The organism is Microbacterium sp. 8M (assembly GCF_902506375.1).
Lineage (GTDB): Bacteria > Actinomycetota > Actinomycetes > Actinomycetales > Microbacteriaceae > Microbacterium.
Genome location: NZ_LR733284.1, coordinates 1,819,735 through 1,837,980, shown reverse-complemented (window position 1 = coordinate 1,837,980; position 18,246 = coordinate 1,819,735). Strand labels below are relative to the sequence as shown.

Here is an 18,246-nt window from a genome sequence, read left to right as displayed (position 1 = left end):
GCGGCCCAGGCTTCTTCAGCGCCGGAACACCGGGACGAGCACCGTCAGCGCGCCGCGCCGCACCGCCACGGTGCAGGAGCCCTGCGCGACGCGCTCCCCGTCGGCGTACACGACCAGCGCCGGCGCGCTCACGGTGATCTCCCGGGTGTCCCAGGCCGTCACTTCGGGCAGCATCATGTGCGTGCCGTGCAGCAGCTGCGGGAAGAGCCGCAGCAGGCGGATCCGCCCGAGGGGCGCGACGTGCACGACTTCGAGGCGTCCGTCGTCAGGGATGGCCTTCGGGGCGATGGGCATCCCGCCGCCGTAGCAGCGCGTGTTGCAGAGGGCGAGCAGAGTGCCCGGCGCCTCCCGATCGCCCTGTTCGTCGGTCACGCGATAGCGCTGCGGGGCGAGCCGAATCAGCTCCAGGGCAAGCGCCAGGTAATAGCGCAGTGCGCCGCGGGGCCAGCGCAGCCGGTTCGTCCGAGCCGCGACCTTCGCGTCGAACCCGCATGCGGCGACCGTGAGGAACAGCCGGCTCCCCCGGTCGCTGCGCACCACACCCAGATCCACGGCGCGCGGCAGACCGCGCAGGATCGTGTCGGCAAGGCGCTCCGGATCCTGCGGCAGCTCGAGCGCCGCTGCGAAGTCGTTGCCCGTACCGCCGGGGACGACCGCGAGCGGCACCGGAGCATCGGCGAGGAGATCGAGCACCGCCGAGATCGTGCCGTCTCCGCCGGCGATCACGAGCACATCCGGGCGCTCGGCGACGGCCTGCTCGACCAGCCGTCGCGTGTCCGCAGCGGTATCGCCCTGCCGGACGTCGATCTCCGCGCCACGCCTGCGGAGCGCTCGCTCGACCGCCCCTGCCTTCGCCTCGGCGCGACCGCGTCCGGCCGCAGGGTTGACGATCATGATCGCGGTGCGGTCCGCACCCTCGGAGGGATCGCCTGCGAGTCCCCTCGGCGACGCTGCCATGCGGTCAGTCTAGGGGTGCCGCCGAGGAGCGACGCGCACACGGCTGCGCGGAACACGTCACGGCCCACGTACCCCTTGGACGGCCCGCGATGCTATTCTTTGAACATGTTCAGTTCTGTGGAGGGCCCCCAGAAGCCGCTCACTCCCAAGGCCGAGGCGACCAAGGCCCGGATCCGGGAGGCGGCGATGGCGTCGTTCATCGAGCGCGGATACCCCGACACCACGATCCGCCTGATCGCGAAGGAGGCGGGCGTCTCGGTCGGGAACGCGTACTACTACTTCCCCTCCAAGGAACACCTGGTGCAGGAGCTCTACGAGCAGGTGCAGCACGATCACGCACGGGCGGCGCGTCCTCGCCTCGATGGCATCACCGGGCTCACCGAGCGTCTGCGCGTGTTCTTCGAGACCGGTCTCGCGACGATCGGCTCCTATCGCCGGGTGGCTCCCGGGTTCCTCAGCGCGATGGTCTCGCCCGACTCCCCGATCAACCCGCTGTCCGCGGAGTCCTCGTCGGCACGGGAGCTCACCGTGGGCCTTCTCCGCGAGACGGTGCACGGAGCGACGCACCGGTTGCCGGCCGACATCGCGGAGCGCCTCCCGGACGCCCTCTTCCCCGCGTACCTGGCCCTCATCCTGCGCTGGACGTACGACGAATCCCCCGAGCAGGCGAAGACCACGCGCCTCCTCGACACCGGCCTCAAGCTGTTCGCCGTCGCGCTGCCGTTCCTTCGCATGCCGGGCGTCCGGGGCGTCACCCGCGACCTGCTCGACCAGATCGCGGACGTGCAGCCGTGAACGGCGTGACGGTGAGCTCGCCCCGCACTCCCGAGAGGCCGATGGCGTTCACCCGGCGGGAACTGGCCCGCGGCGCGTTGTCGACTTGGCTATCGTTCCTGAGTTTGTTGTCGCTGGCGTTCCTCATCCCCGCAGTCGTCCTGCTCTTCGCACCGGGATCGACAGGAGGCATATCAGGATCCGATGTCGGCGCGGACTGGTCTGTACGCATCGGGGGCTTCGTCGTGTGGCTGTGCTATCTGATTCCGGCCCTGATCGTGGGAGGGGCCGTGTCGGCTCTGGTGACGCTCGCTGCGGCCCCGCTCGCCGGGCTGATCGGCCGTTCCCTCGTACGCGTACGGACCAGATGGATCCATGCGTGTGCCTACTTCGCGCTCGGCGGAGTCGTCGGCGCCCTCGTGGGCCTCGTCGGCAATGCATGGGCGCTGGGACCGAGCCATATGAGCGGCGATGCCACCATCCTGCTGGTGATCGCCGCCGGTGCAACGGGGGCGTCCGCCACGGCCGGCTGGACAATCACAGCGCGTCGCGCGCTGCGTGACGACGCGGCCGTCGCCGAACTCTGGCCTGACCGGGCCTAGCGGCGGCGGCGCTCCTCGGCGTCCGCATCGGCGCTGCGGCCCGTCACGATCTCCACGGTGCCGGTGTGCAGGGGGATCTCTCCGGTTGGGCGGGCGATCGGCACGCGCGTGCCGAGCACCTGGGCGACGACGTCCTGGGCGATCTTCCCTGCGGTGAGACCCGCGTCTTCGAGGATCTGCTCGCGGCTCGCGTGGTCGATGTACGCGTCGGGCAGCCCCAGCTCGTCGACCGCCGTGTCGATGCCCGCCTCGCGCAGCACCTGCCGCACTCGGGTGCCGACGCCGCCGACGCGGATCCCGTCCTCCAGCGTGATGACGAGGCGGTGCCGGGCGGCCAGCTCGACGACCGACGGCTGCACCGGGATCGCCCAGCGCGGGTCGATCACCGTCGCACCGATGCCCTGAGCCTTGAGCCGCTCCGCCACGTCGAGCGCGAGCGTCGCGAACGGCCCGATTCCGACGAGCAGGACGTCCTCCCCCTCGCCGCGGGACAGCACGTCCACGCCGTCGTGCAGGCGCTCGAGCGCCGGGATCTCGGGGGTGACCGCGCCCTTCGGGAACCGGATGACCGTGGGCGCGTCGTCGATCGCGACGGCCTCCTCGAGCTCCTCGCGCAACCGGGCGGCATCCCGCGGTGCCGCGATCCGGATCCCCGGGACGATCTGCAGCATCGACAGATCCCAGAGGCCGTGGTGGCTGGGACCGTCGGGCCCGGTCACGCCGGCACGATCCAGCACGAACGTGACGCCGGCGCGGTGCAGGCCCACGTCCATGAGCACCTGATCGAACGCGCGCCCCATGAAGGTGGCGTAGAGCGCCACGACCGGATGCAGACCGCCGTAGGCGAGCCCGGCGGCGGCCGTGACCGCGTGCTGCTCGGCGATGCCGACGTCGTAGACCCGGTCCGGGTAGCGCTCGGCGAACGGGGCGAGCCCGGTGGGACGCAGCATCGCCGCCGTCATCGCGATGACGTTCGGGGTGCGCGCGCCGACCTCGACCAGCGCGTCCGCGAACACGTCGGTCCAGCCCGTGCCGGACGCGGCGAGCGGCATCCCGGTCTTGGGGTCGATCTTGTTCACGGCGTGGAACTGGTCGGCCTCGTCGTCGAGCGCCGGCTGATAGCCGCGTCCCTTCTCGGTGATCACGTGCACGATGACGGGCGCGCCGAAGTCCTTGGCCAGCTGCAGAGTCTCGGTGAGCGCCTGGATGTCATGCCCGTCGATGGGACCCAGGTACTTGATGTCGAGATTCGAGTACAGCTCCTCGTTGTTGGAGAAGCGGGAGAGGAAGCCGTGCGTGCCCCCGCGCACACCGCGGTAGAACGCGCGCCCCAGCGGGCCGAACGCCCGGAAGAACCGGTCCGACTTCCGGTGCAGATCGCGGTACACGGCGGCCGTGCGCACCCGGTTCATGTAGCGGGCCATGCCGCCGATCGTCGGCGCGTACGAGCGCCCGTTGTCGTTCACAACGATCACGAGGTTGCGGTCGTTGTCGTCGGAGATGTTGTTGAGCGCCTCCCAGGTCATACCGCCGGTGAGAGCGCCGTCACCGACCACGGCGACGACATGCCGATCGGCCCGCCCGGTCGCCGTGAACGCCCGCGAGATGCCGTCCGCCCAGCTCAGGGAGCTGGACGCGTGCGAGGACTCGACGACGTCATGGGCGCTCTCCGACCGCTGCGGGTATCCCGCAAGGCCGCCCCGGGAGCGCAGCGCCGAGAAGTCCTGGCGCCCGGTGAGCAGCTTGTGCACGTACGACTGGTGACCGGTGTCGAAGATGATCGGATCGTCCGGCGAGGAGAACACGCGGTGCAGCGCGATCGTCAGCTCCGCGACGCCGAGGTTCGGCCCCAGGTGCCCACCGGTGCGCGCCACGTTCTCGATCAGGAAGGAGCGGATCTCGGCAGCGAGCTCGGAGAGCTGTCCGGGGGTCAGCCGATCGAGGTCGCGGGGACCGGAGATGCCGGGAAGGATCGCCACCGTGTCTGCCTCCTGAAACGAATCGGATGCGCCGGGCCGGGGTCCACCGCACCGATCCAGCCTATCGAGCAATGTTCCCGGGGCGCTGAGGATCCGCCGGATCCGGTCCGACGTAGTGGCCGATCGGCCGCAGACGCAGCGGTGCGCGGCCGTACTCGTCGAGGGCGTGCGCGCACCATCCCGCCGACCTCGCGACGGCGAACACGATCTCGCCGGCGTCTGCGGGCATGTCCCATGCCAGCGCGATCGTCGCCAGCGCCAGATCGACCGTGGGATGCAGCCCGGTGCGTGCGCGCACGACCGCGACGACCTCGTCGGCGACCTGCAGCGCGGCATCGGCTGCCGGATCCGCCGTCCCCCGCAGCGCATCGAGCAGCAGCCGCCCTCGCGGATCGCCGTCCGGGTACAGCGGCTGCCCGAACCCGGGCACCCCGGCCCCGCCGAGTCGGGTGGCGGTCGCCACGGCTGCCGCCGGGTCCGCGCCCGCGCGCACCGCGCTCAGCAGCGCGTGCACGGATGCGCTCGCGGCGCCGTGCAGAGCGGAGTCGAGGGCGCCGAAGCCGGCGGCCACCACCGCGTAGGGGTGGGCCCGCGCCGAGGCTGCGGCGCGCGCCGCGAGCGTCGACACCGCCATGTCGTGGTCCACGAGGAGCACGAGCGCCGCGTCCAGCACGCGCACCCGGTCCGCGGTCGCCGGCGCCGCAGTCAGCCGCGACCACAGCCGGGCGGCCAGCGGCGCCGCGGCCGCGGTGGGCGCAGCGCTCTCCCCTGCACCGCCTCCCGTCGTGACATGTGGGGGCAACGCATCGACGAGTCCCGCCACGAGCCGCAGCGTCACCCGCGCCACCGTCTCCGGCCGCAGGTCGTAGCGCTCCGGATCGACCGCGGCGAGGGCTGCGACCACGGCGAGCAGACGGCTGAATGCGGGCGACTCCGGCGGGAGGCCGGCGAGCATCGCTCCTGCGGCATCGCTGCCCGTGGACGCGAGGGGGCTCGCATCGGGTTGCGGGAGCTCGGTGTGCTCGAACAGCCAGCGCACCACGCCGTCGAACCGGGGCGGCTCCCCCGGCCCGGCGATCAGCTCGTCGATCGGCACGCCGCGGATCCACAGCCCGCCGTCCTCGATCAGCGCGATGTCCGTATCGATCACGGCGAGCGGGCTCCCGTCCGCGCCCGCGGGTCGTGCACCGCCGTGCGAGGGCGAGGTCCTCCGACGGCGGGTGCGCGCGAACCGCTCGACCTCGAGCGGATCGAACACCGATCCGTGCGGTCCACGCTCCCGGGAGATGAGCCCGCGCGACACGTAGGCGTACAGGGTCTCGGTCCGCACACCGAGACGGGCGGCGGCCTGGGCCGCGGTGAGTGCCTCCATCGCGAGCCTCCTCATTGATCCGATCAACATTGACGATAGACGGATCCATGTCGCATCGTGAACGCAGAGCCGCGATCCGCAGCAGCCTCGAGCTCTGAACCGCGGCGCGACAGAGAGGAGCCGATATGGCCATCACGATCGATCGCAACGACACGCAGCTCATCGACGTCCCGCGAGGTCTCACCAACGTCGTCGTCGCGGAGACGCGCATCGGCGACGTGCGCGGCGCCGAGGGCTTCTTCCACTACCGCGGAGTCTCCGGCGTGGAGCTCGCCGCCGATGCCCGCTTCGAGGACGCCTGGCGCCTGGTCGCACTCGGCGCCCTGCCCGCCGACGACTCGGACGCAGGCCGGTGGCGCACCCGCACGGCCGAGGCCCGCCGGATCCCCGCGCCCGTGTCGGAGACCCTGCCGTCGATCGCTCGCTCGGGCCTGGATCCCATGGCACAGCTGCGCACGGCGCTCGCGCTCGTCTCCGCGGCCGACGGGCGGCGCCCGCTCTACGACGAGGACGAGCCCGAGCGCGTCGACGACGCCGTCCGCCTTGCAGCTGTGGCGCCGGCGCTCATCGCGGCGCTGCACCGCCTGAGCCGGGGAATGGATCCGCTCGCCCCCGATCCCGTGCTCGATCCCATCAGCGATTATCTGCGGATGCTCCTCGGCAGCACGCCCGACGCACGTCTGGTGGCCGCACTCGGCACCTACCTGACGGCGGCGATCGACCACGGCTTCAACGCCTCCACGTTCACCGCGCGGGTGATCGCCTCCACCGGCGCCGACCTCGCCGCCTGCGTGGGCGGCGCGCTCGGTGCGCTCGCCGGCCCCCTCCACGGCGGCGCGCCCGCCCGCACGCTCGACATGCTCGACGAGATCGGCACGCCCGAGCGCGCCGAGGAGTGGGTGCGCGACCGCGTGCAGCACGGCGGCCGCATCATGGGCTTCGGCCATGCCGTGTACCGCACGGAGGACCCGCGGTCGCGCCTGCTCCGGGGCGTCGCGCAGCGGCTGCGCACGGACGGGCTCGCCTCGGATCGCGTCGACCTCGCCGTGACCGTCGAGCAGACCGTGCTCCGGGTGCTCGACGAGCTCAAGCCGGGCCGCTCGCTGCGCACGAACGTCGAGCTGTACGCGGCGGTCGTGATGGAGGCGTGCGGGATCCCGCGGGAGCTGTTCACGTCGACGTTCGCCTCGGCGCGCCTCATCGGCTGGGGCGCGCACGCCTGCGAACAGGTGCAGGACGGCAAGATCCTGCGCCCCTCCTCTCGGTACGTGGGGCCGACGGCCGGCTGAAGCCCTCGAGCACGACGACGGGGCCGGCTCCCGAAGGAACCGGCCCCGTCGTCGTGCTCGTGGATCAGACCAGCGAGCGCAGCACGTACTGCAGGATGCCGCCGTTGCGGTAGTAGTCGGCCTCACCGGGGGTGTCGATGCGCACGACTGCGTCGAACTCGATCGTCTGCTTGCCCTCGGGCGAGAACTCGCTCGGCGTCGCGGTGACCTTGACCGTCTTGGGCGTGGTGCCGTTGTTCAGCTCCTCCAGACCCGTGATCGAGACGATCTCGGTGCCGTCCAGGCCCAGCGACTCCCAGCTCTCGCCGGCAGGGAACTGCAGCGGCACGACGCCCATGCCGATGAGGTTCGAGCGGTGGATGCGCTCGAAGCTCTCCGTGATGACGGCCTTGACGCCGAGCAGGTTGGTGCCCTTCGCCGCCCAGTCGCGGGAGGATCCGGATCCGTACTCCTTGCCGCCGAAGATCACCAGCGGGGTGCCCTGCGCCTGGTAGTTCTGCGAAGCGTCGAAGATGTACGCCTGCGGGCCACCGGGCTGGGTGAAGTCGCGAGTGTAACCGCCCTCGATCTGCTGCCCGTCGTTGACCGCCTTGACCAGCGCGTTCTTCAGGCGGATGTTCGCGAACGTGCCGCGGATCATCACCTCGTGGTTGCCGCGGCGCGAGCCGTAGGAGTTGAAGTCCTTCTGCGCGACGCCGTGCTCCGTGAGGTACTGCGCAGCGGGCGTGCCCGCCTTGATGTTGCCGGCCGGCGAGATGTGGTCGGTGGTGACCGAATCGCCGAGGGTCGCCAGCACACGGGCGCCGGTGATGTCGGTGACGGGCGCCGGGGTGCGCTCCATGCCGTCGAAGTACGGCGCCTTGCGCACGTAGGTGGAGTCCTCGTCCCACTCGAACACGGGGCCGGTCGGGGTGGGCAGGTTCTTCCAGCGCTCGTCGCCGTCGAACACGGTGGCGTACTGCTTAATGAACTGGTCGCGCGAGATCGAGGAGTCGATGATCTCCTGCACCTCGGCGGGGTCGGGCCAGACGTCCTTGAGGAAGACGTCGTTGCCCTCGGTGTCCTGCCCGAGGGGCTGGGTCTCGAAGTCGAAGTTCATCGACCCGGCCAGGGCGTAGGCCACCACCAGCGGCGGGCTGGCGAGGTAGTTCATCTTCACGTCCGGGCTGATCCGGCCCTCGAAGTTGCGGTTGCCGGAGAGCACCGCGGTGACTGCGAGGTCGTTCTCGTTGATCGCGGCGGAGACCTCCTCGATCAGCGGACCGGAGTTGCCGATGCAGATCGTGCAGCCGTAGCCGACGGTGTAGAAGCCGAGGCCCTCGAGGTCCTTGTCGAGGCCGGACTTCTCGTAGTAGTCGGTGACGACCTTGGATCCCGGGCCGAGCGTGGTCTTGACCCACGGCTTCTGCTTCAGGCCCTTCTCACGCGCCTTGCGGGCGAGAAGGCCGGCGGCGATCATGACCGACGGGTTCGAGGTGTTCGTGCACGACGTGATCGCCGCGAGGGTGACCGCGCCGTTGTCGAGGATGTACTTCGTCCCGTCCGCGGCCTTCACCTTGACGGGCTTGGACGCCTCCGCGGGGGCGCCGGAGTTCAGCACGACCGGGATCTCGGTCGTCTCGACCTCCTCGCCCGGCACGGAGCCCGGGTCGGACGCGGGGAAGGATCCGGCATCCGCGACGTCGACCGGAGCGGTCGCGTAGCCGACGATGTCCTTCTCGAACTGCGCCTTGGCCTCGGAGAGCAGGATCCGGTCCTGAGGACGCTTCGGGCCCGCGATCGAGGGCACCACGGTCGAGAGGTCGAGCTCGAGGTACTCGCTGAAGCTCGGCTCGTTCGCGGCGTCGTGCCAGAGCGACTGCTCCTTCGCGTACGCCTCGACGAGGGCGACCGCCTGCTCGTCGCGACCGGTGAGGCGCAGGTAGTCGAGCGTCACGTCGTCGATCGGGAAGATCGCGGCGGTGGAGCCGAACTCCGGCGACATGTTGCCGATGGTGGCGCGGTTGGCGAGCGGCACCGAGGCGACGCCGGCACCGTAGAACTCGACGAACTTGCCGACCACGCCGTGCTTGCGCAGCATGTCGGTGATCGTGAGCACGACGTCGGTGGCGGTGACGCCGGCGGGGATCTCGCCGGTGAGCTTGAAGCCGACGACGCGCGGGATGAGCATGGAGACCGGCTGGCCGAGCATGGCCGCCTCGGCTTCGATGCCGCCGACGCCCCACCCCAGCACGCCGAGGCCGTTGACCATGGTGGTGTGCGAGTCGGTGCCGACGCAGGTGTCGGGGTACGCACGGAGCACGCCGTTCACGGTGCGGTCGTAGACGACCTTGGCCAGGTGCTCGATGTTCACCTGGTGCACGATGCCGGTGCCCGGCGGGACGACCTTGAAGTCGTCGAACGCGGTCTGACCCCAGCGGAGGAACTGGTAGCGCTCGCCATTGCGCTCATACTCGATCTCGACGTTGCGCTCGATCGCGTCCGGGCGGCCGAACAGGTCGGCGATGACCGAGTGGTCGATGACCATCTCGGCGGGCGAGAGCGGGTTGATCTTGTTCGGGTCACCACCGAGGGCCGTGACGGCCTCGCGCATGGTGGCGAGGTCGACGATGCAGGGCACGCCGGTGAAGTCCTGCATGACCACACGCGCCGGCGTGAACTGGATCTCGGTGTCGGGCTCGGCGGAAGGGTCCCAGGAGCCGAGAGCCTCGATCTGCGCCTTCGTGACGTTCGCGCCATCCTCGGTGCGAAGCAGGTTCTCCAGGAGGACCTTGAGGCTGAACGGGAGCTTCTCGTATCCGGGGACCGTGTCGATCCGGAAGATCTCATAGTCGGTGCTGCCGACCGTCAGGGTGCTCTGAGCACCGAAGCTGTTCACCGTGGACACGGATCCGTCTCCTTCTGTTCGGATGGAAGCGACAGGCGACTCCATCTTGCTCGTCCGCTCCCCCGCGCACCAGCAAGGCGGGCCTTACAAGTGTGCGCTTCGGCCGGGGCGAGCGAAAGGTGTCGATTTATCTTGACGTCGAGATAAATCTAACACGTCTCGAAGGGACGGATCAGCGTTCTCCGGTGGCCGTGTCGTCGTCGGGCACCGGCGGGTAAAGTGCGCGGACGACCAGCCAGGTCAGCGCCACCATCGGCGCGAACAGGGGCAGCCCCATCACCAGCTTCAGCGTGCCCAGCGCCTGCACATTTCCCGCGAAATAGAGAGGAAGCTGCACGGCGAGGCGCGCGAAGAACAGCGCCGCCCACGCCACCGTGAGCCAGAAGAAGGCGCGGCGCTTGCGCGCGTCCTGGCGCCAGCCCCGCACGTCGCCCATGAGGAAGCCCGCGGCGACGCCGATGAGCGCCCACCCCGCCAGCGCCGAGATCAGCAGGACTGTGCCGTACGCCGCATTGGTGAAGAAGCCGGGCACGAAGTTGTCCTGCCCGCGCCCGGTCCACAGCGCCAGCCCCGCGGCCGCGGCCACCGCGACGAGCCCGCCCAGCGCGGACGCCGCGGGCGAGCGCTGCAGCAGCCGGATGACGGAGAACACGGCGGCGAGCCCCACCGAGACGACCAGGGAGACCCAGAGCGGATCCGGGCGCAGCGTGTAGATGATGAGGAACGCGGCGCTGGGCAGCACCGACTCGAGCACCCCGCGCCAGCCGCCCATCGCGCGCCACACCACATGGCCGGTGCCGGCTCCCGAGTTCGGGTCGATGCCCAGGCGCTGCGCGGCGCCGCCGAGTGCAGCGCCCAGGCTCTGCACCGCGTCCGGCGCCGGCGGAGGCGCGTAGCGCTCAGCCGCGGGCTCGCGCGACGCCTCCGTCTCGTCCGGCGTGCTCACGCCGTGCCGGGCGCCGCGGGCATCCGCAGCGGGATGAGATCGCGCGGCGGCATCGGGGCTCCCCCGCGCACCACGACGATCGAGCGGAACAGGTCCTCCACGGCCGCGGCCGCGGTCTCGTCGGTCGCCGCAGCGCCTCCGATCACGCCGCGCAGGAACCAGCGCGGGCCGTCGACGCCCACGAAACGGGCGAGCCGGGTGACGGCGGTGTCGCCGGCCACGGCGGGGATCTCGGCCAGCAGCTCGGCGCCCAGAGCCCCTTCGCGCTCGGTGACCTTCCCACCCTGCTGCGAGATCTGCTCCTGGATCTGGGCGCGGGTCTCGTCCCACAGGCCGCTGGAGCGCGGCGCGGCGAACGGCTGCACCTGCAGGGTCGAGTCGGCGTAGTCGAGCCCGACCGCCACGATGCGCTGCGTCTGCTCCTCCACTTCGAGGCGGAGGTTCAGGCCCTCCCGGGGCAGGATCTTGATCGCGCCGAGGTCGATGTACGGGCGGACCGGGTTCGCCTCGCTCTCGTCGAACGGGCCGTCGACCGCGCGGTCGCGCAGCGGCGCCTTCGCGGCCCCCTCGACGGGTTCGATCCCGGACGTGCTGTCGTCAGTCATGCGTTCTCCTCCGCGCCGACAGGGGCGGCGCTCTGGGTCTGATAGCCGGTGGATCCGAATCCGCCCGCGCCACGAACCGACTCGTCGAGCGTGGAGACCGGGATGAACCGGGCCCGGGTGACGGGCATGACGATCAGCTGGGCGATGCGATCACCGACCGCGACATCGTACGCCGCGTCGCTGTCGGTGTTCAGAAGACTCACTTTGATCTCGCCGCGGTAGCCCGCATCGACGGTGCCGGGTGCGTTCACCACGGTGATGCCGTGCTTCGCCGCCAGCCCGCTGCGCGGCACCACGAACGCCGCGAAGCCCTCCGGCAGGGCGATGCGCACGCCGGTGCCGATGAGCGCGCGCTGCCCCGGTTCCAGTCGCACCGCCTCGGTCGAGACGAGGTCGGCCCCGGCGTCGCCCGGGTGCGCGTACACGGGGAGCTCGGGCGCGATAATGGGAACGTCCACGGATTCGGTCACGGAAAGAGGCTAATGCAGAACGCACCGGACGACGGCCGCCCCGCATCCGCCCGGGTCCGCTATCGCGAGCGCCTCGCACCGAGCCTGTGGCTGTTCCTCGCCGCGGCGCTCGGCGGCCCCATGCTCACGCTGGTCTTCGTGCCGGCCGGATCCGCGCTCGCGCTGGGGATCGGCGTCGTGGCCACGCTCGCCATCATCGCGCTCATGATCCTCGCCTCCCCCACCGTGGAGGTCGATCAGCGGGTGCTGCGCGCCGGACGCGCCTGGATCGACGCATCCTGGCTCGGCGAGCCGGAGATCCGCACCGGAGAGGACGCGCGGCAGGCCCGTGGGCCGGGTCTCCCCGCCCGAGGATGGCATCTCATCCGCGGAGGCATCGACGGCGTGGTCGTCGTGCCGAACACGGATCCCGCCGATCCCGCGCCGAGCTGGACGATCTCCACCCGCACGCCGGATCGGCTCGCCGCGGCGATCGACGCCGCGCGCGCCGCCGCGACCGCATCCGCTCGCTAGGACGACATCCGCCCGCGAGGACGACCAGGTCCGGAAACGCAGAACGCGCCCGGAACCGATCAGGTCCGGGCGCGAGCAGCGTCGAGGGGTCAGGCCGCGCATTCCTTGCAGATGGGGCCCGCAGCGTCCTCGTGGTCGAGCTGCGAACGGTGCTTCACGAGGAAGCAGTTGACACAGGTGAACTCGTCCTCCTGCGGGGGCAGCACCACGACGTCGAGCTCGACGTCGGAGAGGTCCGCACCGGGGAGGTCGAAGCCACCGGGGTTGTCCGAGTCCTCGACATCGATCGATCCCGACAGCTTGTCGGGGACGCGCTCCTTGAGAGCCTCGATGGACTCGCTCTCGTCTTCGCTCTTGCGCGGGGCGTCGTAATCGGTTGCCATGGATCTCCACTTTCATCCTGCGAGTGGCGGGAGCCGGGGGTGTTCGGCGGCCCATAGTTTGCATGACGCGCGTGCAAATCGCAAATGCCACTCAGTCCTCCCGATCCGAACTGACGGCGCGCCCACGATATTCCCTGGACGGGACCCGCCGCGTGACACCATGAATCGACACTCATCCTGAGGGGCTGAAGCCATGGAACACGTCACGATCGTCGGCGCAGAGGACGATGTCCTCGTCCTCGCCACCGAGTCGGGAGAGCGATTCGCCCTGCCCATCGACGAGGTGCTGCGCACCGAGCTGCGCCGGGCCAGGGCCGGGCGCGAGGAGAAGCCTGCGCCACTTGCGGCGAGTCCGCGCGAGATCCAGGCGCACATCCGCGGGGGCATGTCGGCCGCCGAGGTCGCCGAGCTGCTCGGGGTCGACCTCGAGGTCGTGCAGCGGTTCGAGAGCCCGGTGCTCGCCGAGCGCGAGCACATCGTCGGCCAGGCGCTCGCGGTGCCCGTGCTGATCGGGAGCGAGGTCGAGCCCGATGCGCAGCCGACGTTCGGCGTCGCGATCCGGGCCAAGCTGGCCGAGCTGTCGGCGACCGACGAGCGCTGGGCGAGCTGGAAGGACGACACCGGCTGGGTCGTGAAGCTCGAGTTCACCGCGAACGACGTCGAACACGACGCGCGCTGGAGCTTCGATCCGCGGCGCAGCGCACTCGCGCCGCTCAACGCCGACGCGACCCAGCTCTCCCGGCAGGGCTCACTGCCCGAGGGGCTGATCCCCCGGCTGCGCGCCCTGGACAAGGAGCGCCCATCGCCGTACAAGGATGAGACCCGGTTCGACTCCGGCGCGTTCGGTCCTCGTCTCGTGCCGGCTCCTGCTGAGCCGGCCGACACCGCAGAGCCGGCTGATTCGTCCCCGACGCCGGAGCCGCGCTCCGCACGCCACCCGCAGTCGTCATCGAATGCGCAGGAGGCGGCCACCCGCAGCGCGTCGTTCGCTCCGGCCACCCCTGCGGACACGGCGGACCTGCTCGAGGCGCTGCGCCGCCGCCGCGGGCAGCGCGAGGCGCGCCCCACGGTCGAGGAGGAGTCGGACGACGCACGCCCGCTCGCGCTGTTCGACGCCCTGGAGCCGGGGTACGAACCGGAGCCGGAGCCCGTTCAGCCGGCGCCGCCGGTGTCGCTGGACAGCGACTCGGGTTCCCGCAAGCGCCGTCGCGGGATGCCGTCCTGGGACGAAATCGTCTTCGGCGCGCGCAGCGAGGACTGACCGCCGGGTCAGCGGGCGAACGCCCCGAACCGGATCAGCGGCACCCGCAGCTCCTCGGGGCTGACTGAGCCGTGCTGACCGACCATGCCCTGGGAACGCGGATCCGCAGCGCCGTCGTACAGTGCCCACAACCCCCGCGCGGGAACGACGAGGTCGCCGATCCGCGACAGCGCCTCCGCGGTGGGGGCGACGCCGAACAGACCGCCCTGCACCGCCTGCGCCCGGGTGAGCACGTCCGCAGCACCCTCGACGCCGGCGGCCCAGCGCGCCGCCAGTTCGTCGACGCGCGACGGATCCTCGAGGTACACGTGCAGCATGCGCGGCTCTCCGGCAATCGCCGCGACGCCCTCCTGCAGCGGGCTGCGCTCCTCGATGACCAGGTGCCGGGTGCGGGGAACGTCGACCATGCCGTGGTCGGCCGTGACGAGCACGCCGACGCCCTCCGGCATCGATGCGGGGATCGCCGCGTCGAGCTCCTCGAGGGCCGCGATCCAGGCGGGAGAGGCCATCCCGTGCTTGTGCCCGGCCTTGTCGGCCTCGGGCAGATAGCAGTACACCAGAGCGCCCTCGTTCTCGTCCGCGAGGGTCAGCGCCAGCGCGACGCGCTCGGCGGCGCTCTTCGCCGCGCGGAACTCGGCGCCGCGGAGCGTGGCCGCGGAGAAACCGCTGCCGGCGTACGCCGCGAGGCCGACGGCGAACGCCGGGCGCCCCGCCGCCGCCGCGGTCTCGAAGACCGTCGGCGTGCGCTGCCACTGCCGTGGGTCGACGTGCGCCTTCTCCCAGCCGGCGAGCTGATTGACGATCGCTCCCGTGCCGGGATCCCGGACCTCGTACCCCACCAGCCCGTGCTGCCCCGGGTCCACCCCGGTGAGCAGGCTCGTGAGCGCCGCGGCCGTCGTGGACGGGAAGACGCTGGAGAGCACGTCCTTCTTCGCCATCGCACCGGCCAGACGTCGCGCGTGCCCGGCATGGGCGCGCAGCGGGATCGCGCCGAGGCCGTCCATCACGACGAGGACTGCGGAGCGCGCGGCCGGCAGCGACTCCCCGGTGCCGTCGAGCGCGCCGAACAGGTCGCCCGCCACCCCGGTGATGCTCCGGGGAGACGGCGGGATCGCCGGTAGCATGAGGGTCATCCGAGCCAGTCTCGCACAGAGGCCGGCCCGGCCCCGGCGTCGAGAACCGCTCCGCCGCCTCCCGAAACCGCAGGAAGCCCATGCCCCGCACGACCACCCCGCCCGAGCCGATCGAAGAGCGCATCCAGGACATCGATCTGTCGAGCGAGATGCAGGGCTCCTTCCTGGAGTACGCGTATTCCGTCATCTACTCCCGCGCACTGCCCGACGCCCGCGACGGCCTCAAGCCCGTGCAGCGCCGGATCCTCTTCCAGATGGCCGAGATGGGCCTCGTGCCCACCAAGGGCCACGTGAAGAGCGCCCGCGTCGTCGGAGATGTGATGGGAAAGCTGCACCCGCACGGCGACTCCGCCATCTACGACGCCCTGGTTCGCCTGGCCCAGCCGTTCGCGCTGCGCCTGCCGCTCGTCGACGGGCACGGCAACTTCGGCTCCCTGGACGACGGTCCCGCCGCCTCGCGCTACACCGAGGCGCGCCTGGCGCCGGCGGCGCTCGCGCTCACCGAGAGCCTGGACGAGGACGTCGTCGACTTCGTGCCGAACTACGACGGCCAGTTCCAGCAGCCGTCGGTGCTGCCGGCCGCGTTCCCCAACCTGCTCGTGAACGGCGCGAGCGGCATCGCCGTGGGCATGGCGACCAACATGGCGCCGCACAACCTCATCGAGGTCGTCGCCGCGGCCACCCACCTGCTCGAGCACCCCGAGGCCACCACCGAGGAGCTTATGGAGTTCGTGCCGGGCCCCGACTTCCCGTCGGGCGGCATCGTGATGGGCCTGGACGGGGTGCGCGACGCGTACGCGACCGGCCGCGGCGCGTTCAAGGTGCGCGGCAAGGCCTCGGTCGAGCCGCTGGGCCCGCGCCGGACCGGCATCGTGGTCACCGAGCTCCCCTATATGGTGGGGCCGGAGCGCGTGATCGAGAAGATCCGCGACGCGGTGCAGGCCAAGAAGCTGCAGGGCATCAGCGACGTCAACGACCTCACCGACCGCAATCACGGCCTGCGGATCCAGATCGGCGTGAAGAACGGCTTCGACCCGAACGCCGTGCTGGAGCAGCTGTACCGGCTCACGCCGCTCGAGGACTCCTTCAGCATCAACAACGTCGCCCTGGTCGACGGCCAGCCGCGCACGCTCGGGCTCAAGGAGCTGCTCAGCGTCTACGTGCAGCATCGTCTCGAGGTCGTCACGCGTCGCAGCCGGTTCCGGCTCGCCCGCCGCGAGGAGCGCCTGCACCTCGTCGAGGGCCTGCTCATCGCGATCCTCGACATCGACGAGGTCATCCAGGTCATCCGCTCCTCGGACGACTCGGAGCAGGCGCGCACGCGTCTACAGAGCGTCTTCGACCTCAGCGAGCGGCAGGCGGAGTACATCCTCGAGCTGCGGCTGCGCCGCCTCACCAAGTTCTCCCGCATCGAGCTCGAGACCGAGCGCGACCAGCTGCTCGCCGAGATCGCGAAGCTGCAGGAGCTGCTCGCCAGCGAGGCGCTCCTGCGCGCGCAGGTCGCGACAGAGCTGGACGCCGCAGCCGAGGCCTACGGGACGCCGCGGCGCACCCTGCTGCTGAACGCCGCCCCGCCCAAGGCGCGTGCGGCGAAGGGACCGGTCGACACCCAGATCGCCGACGCGCCGACGGTCGTGGTGCTCTCCACCACCGGCCGCGCGGTGCGCGTGGATCTGGAGCCCGGGCAGGACCTCTCCCCCGCCACCCGGCGCAGCAAGCACGACGCGATCCTCGCGACGCTTCCGACCACCACGCGCACGGAGATCGGCGCGGTGACCTCGGCGGGACGAGTGCTGCGCTTCACGGCGATGGACCTTCCCTCTGTCCCGTCCGCCTCGGTGCACCTCGCCGCGGGCGTGCCGCTGCGCGACTACATCGGCCTGCTCGACAAGAGCGAGCGGATCCTGGCGCTCGTCCGCTTCGACGACGACACCCCGCTCGCGCTCGGCACCCGCTCGGGCGTGGTCAAGCGCGTCGTCCCGTCGGCGCTGGCGGTCAAGCCCGAGCTCGAGGTCATCGGGATGAAGCCCGGCGACGCCGTCGTCGGCGCCGGGTCCGCCCCCGACGACGCGGAGCTCGTGTTCGTGACCAGCGACGCGCAGCTGCTGCATTTCCCTGCCTCCGGGGTCCGCCCCCAGGGCGCACCTGCCGGCGGGATGGCGGGCATCAAGCTCGGTGCCAAGGCGGAGGTCATCTCCTTCTCGGTCGTCGCCCCTGACGCGGACGCGATCGTGGTGACGGTCTCCGGCGCCACCGGCATGATCCCCGGCACCGACCCCGGGCGCGCCAAGTCCTCGCGCTTCGCGGAGTTCCCCGGCAAGGGCCGTGCGACCGGCGGCGTGCGCGCACACGCCTTCCTGAAGGGCGAGGATCGTCTCACGCTCGCCTGGGTCGGCGTCGAGCCGGCGCTCGCGGTCGGCCCGGACGGCTCGGCGCGGACGCTGCCGGAGACCGGGGCCAAGCGCGATGCGTCGGGTCAGCCGATCGACGGCGTGATCGGCTCGATCGGTGGCACACTGGGCGCATGACCGGCTCGATCGTGCTCGTCTCCGGCCTTCCCGGCGTCGGCAAGACGACGGTGGCCCGGGAGCTGGCCGCGCGGGCCACCCGCGGCGTGCACCTGGACACGGATGTGATCGGCGAGTCCCTGGTGCTGTCCGGCCTCGTCGCGCCGGGCCAGGAGCCCGCGGAGGAGGCGGAGCGTCAGCTCGCGCTGCGCCGGCGGAACATCGCGGACCTGGCCCGCAACTTCGCCGGCGCGGACTTCGACGTCTCGATCTCCGACGTGGTGCTGTGGACGGAGCTGCTGGACGAATACCGCGCCGCGATCGGGCTGCCGCTCCGCTTCGTGCTGCTGACCGCCACCGAGGACACCGTGAGCCAGCGCGACGCACGACGCGAGAAGCACGTCGCCGACCAGTGGACGCACCTGCGAGACGATCAGGACCGGTTCCGCGCACCGGGGCTTCGGCTCGACACCACCGGCCTGTCCCTCGAGGAGACACTCGACGCGATCCGCGCACGCTGGGATGACGCACTGATCTGAGCGGCGCGAGCCGCCGTCGCCCTCGACGC

Annotated in this window: 16 protein-coding genes; 7 read left to right on the top strand and 9 right to left on the bottom strand. The window is 71.3% G+C overall.

All coding sequences use genetic code 11. From position 1 onward, the window contains the following. Nucleotides 1-15: 15 nt before the first annotated feature. Nucleotides 16-957 carry a diacylglycerol/lipid kinase family protein gene (locus AERO9AM_RS08695; RefSeq protein ID WP_159575783.1) on the bottom strand — a complete coding sequence of 314 codons (942 nt, stop codon included), beginning with the start codon at nt 955-957 and terminating at the stop codon, nt 16-18. Between the two features lie 105 nt (nt 958-1,062). Between AERO9AM_RS08695 and AERO9AM_RS08690 the strand changes: the two genes are divergently transcribed. After that, nucleotides 1,063-1,752 carry a TetR/AcrR family transcriptional regulator gene (locus AERO9AM_RS08690; protein WP_159575782.1) on the top strand — a complete coding sequence of 230 codons (690 nt, stop codon included), beginning with the start codon at nt 1,063-1,065 and terminating at the stop codon, nt 1,750-1,752. 41 nt (nt 1,753-1,793) lie between these two features. Then, nucleotides 1,794-2,333 carry a hypothetical protein gene (locus tag AERO9AM_RS08685; protein ID WP_159575781.1) on the top strand — a complete coding sequence of 180 codons (540 nt, stop codon included), beginning with the start codon at nt 1,794-1,796 and terminating at the stop codon, nt 2,331-2,333. On the opposite strand, the gene dxs is transcribed toward AERO9AM_RS08685, so the two are convergent. Continuing rightward, nucleotides 2,330-4,312, bottom strand: coding sequence for a 1-deoxy-D-xylulose-5-phosphate synthase (dxs, locus tag AERO9AM_RS08680; protein WP_159575780.1), 1,983 nt, complete (start codon nt 4,310-4,312; stop codon nt 2,330-2,332). The two genes, AERO9AM_RS08685 and dxs, sit on opposite strands and share 4 nt — an antisense overlap. 61 nt (nt 4,313-4,373) lie before the next feature. Beyond that, a complete protein-coding gene (locus AERO9AM_RS08675) occupies nt 4,374-5,684 on the bottom strand; it encodes a citrate/2-methylcitrate synthase (RefSeq protein WP_159575779.1) in 1,311 nt (436 codons plus the stop codon). A 125-nt stretch (nt 5,685-5,809) separates the two neighbouring features. Between AERO9AM_RS08675 and AERO9AM_RS08670 the strand changes: the two genes are divergently transcribed. After that, a complete protein-coding gene (locus AERO9AM_RS08670; RefSeq protein ID WP_159575778.1) occupies nt 5,810-6,973 on the top strand; it encodes a citrate synthase in 1,164 nt (387 codons plus the stop codon). Nucleotides 6,974-7,037: 64 nt separating this feature from the next. Here AERO9AM_RS08670 and acnA read toward each other — a convergent pair whose 3' ends face one another. From acnA to dut, 4 genes are all read right to left on the bottom strand, one after another. Beyond that, the gene (gene acnA, locus AERO9AM_RS08665) at nt 7,038-9,905 is read right to left on the bottom strand and encodes an aconitate hydratase AcnA (RefSeq protein ID WP_201298612.1); all 2,868 of its coding nucleotides are present in this window, start codon (nt 9,903-9,905) and stop codon (nt 7,038-7,040) included. A 127-nt stretch (nt 9,906-10,032) separates the two neighbouring features. Next, nucleotides 10,033-10,806, bottom strand: coding sequence for a DUF3159 domain-containing protein (locus AERO9AM_RS08660; protein WP_159575776.1), 774 nt, complete (start codon nt 10,804-10,806; stop codon nt 10,033-10,035). Beyond that, nucleotides 10,803-11,411 carry a DUF3710 domain-containing protein gene (locus tag AERO9AM_RS08655; protein ID WP_159575775.1) on the bottom strand — a complete coding sequence of 203 codons (609 nt, stop codon included), beginning with the start codon at nt 11,409-11,411 and terminating at the stop codon, nt 10,803-10,805. The genes AERO9AM_RS08660 and AERO9AM_RS08655 overlap by 4 nt, the downstream gene beginning before the upstream one ends. After that, nucleotides 11,408-11,881, bottom strand: a complete 474-nt coding sequence (gene dut / locus AERO9AM_RS08650) for a dUTP diphosphatase (protein ID WP_201298611.1) — start codon at nt 11,879-11,881, stop codon at nt 11,408-11,410. Before dut ends, AERO9AM_RS08655 begins: the two co-directional genes overlap by 4 nt. Nucleotides 11,882-11,893: 12 nt before the next feature. Here dut and AERO9AM_RS08645 point away from each other — a divergent pair, with 12 nt between their 5' ends. Beyond that, nucleotides 11,894-12,394: a DUF3093 domain-containing protein gene (locus AERO9AM_RS08645; protein ID WP_159575774.1), complete on the top strand. Its 501-nt coding sequence runs from the start codon at nt 11,894-11,896 to the stop codon at nt 12,392-12,394. Nucleotides 12,395-12,483: 89 nt separating this feature from the next. Here the strand turns inward: AERO9AM_RS08645 and AERO9AM_RS08640 are convergent, their stop codons facing one another. Further along, nucleotides 12,484-12,777, bottom strand: a complete 294-nt coding sequence (locus tag AERO9AM_RS08640; RefSeq protein WP_159575773.1) for a DUF4193 domain-containing protein — start codon at nt 12,775-12,777, stop codon at nt 12,484-12,486. Between the two features lie 193 nt (nt 12,778-12,970). On the opposite strand from AERO9AM_RS08640, the gene sepH reads away from it, so the two are divergent. Further along, the gene (sepH, locus tag AERO9AM_RS08635) at nt 12,971-14,038 is read left to right on the top strand and encodes a septation protein SepH (protein WP_159575772.1); all 1,068 of its coding nucleotides are present in this window, start codon (nt 12,971-12,973) and stop codon (nt 14,036-14,038) included. An 8-nt stretch (nt 14,039-14,046) separates the two neighbouring features. On the opposite strand, the gene AERO9AM_RS08630 is transcribed toward sepH, so the two are convergent. Continuing rightward, the gene (locus AERO9AM_RS08630) at nt 14,047-15,171 is read right to left on the bottom strand and encodes an alkaline phosphatase family protein (RefSeq protein ID WP_159575771.1); all 1,125 of its coding nucleotides are present in this window, start codon (nt 15,169-15,171) and stop codon (nt 14,047-14,049) included. An 80-nt stretch (nt 15,172-15,251) separates the two neighbouring features. Here AERO9AM_RS08630 and AERO9AM_RS08625 point away from each other — a divergent pair, with 80 nt between their 5' ends. Next, a complete protein-coding gene (locus tag AERO9AM_RS08625) occupies nt 15,252-17,699 on the top strand; it encodes a DNA gyrase/topoisomerase IV subunit A (RefSeq protein ID WP_159575770.1) in 2,448 nt (815 codons plus the stop codon). Beyond that, nucleotides 17,696-18,217, top strand: a complete 522-nt coding sequence (locus AERO9AM_RS08620; RefSeq protein WP_159575769.1) for an AAA family ATPase — start codon at nt 17,696-17,698, stop codon at nt 18,215-18,217. The genes AERO9AM_RS08625 and AERO9AM_RS08620 overlap by 4 nt, the downstream gene beginning before the upstream one ends. Nucleotides 18,218-18,246 lie beyond the last annotated feature (29 nt).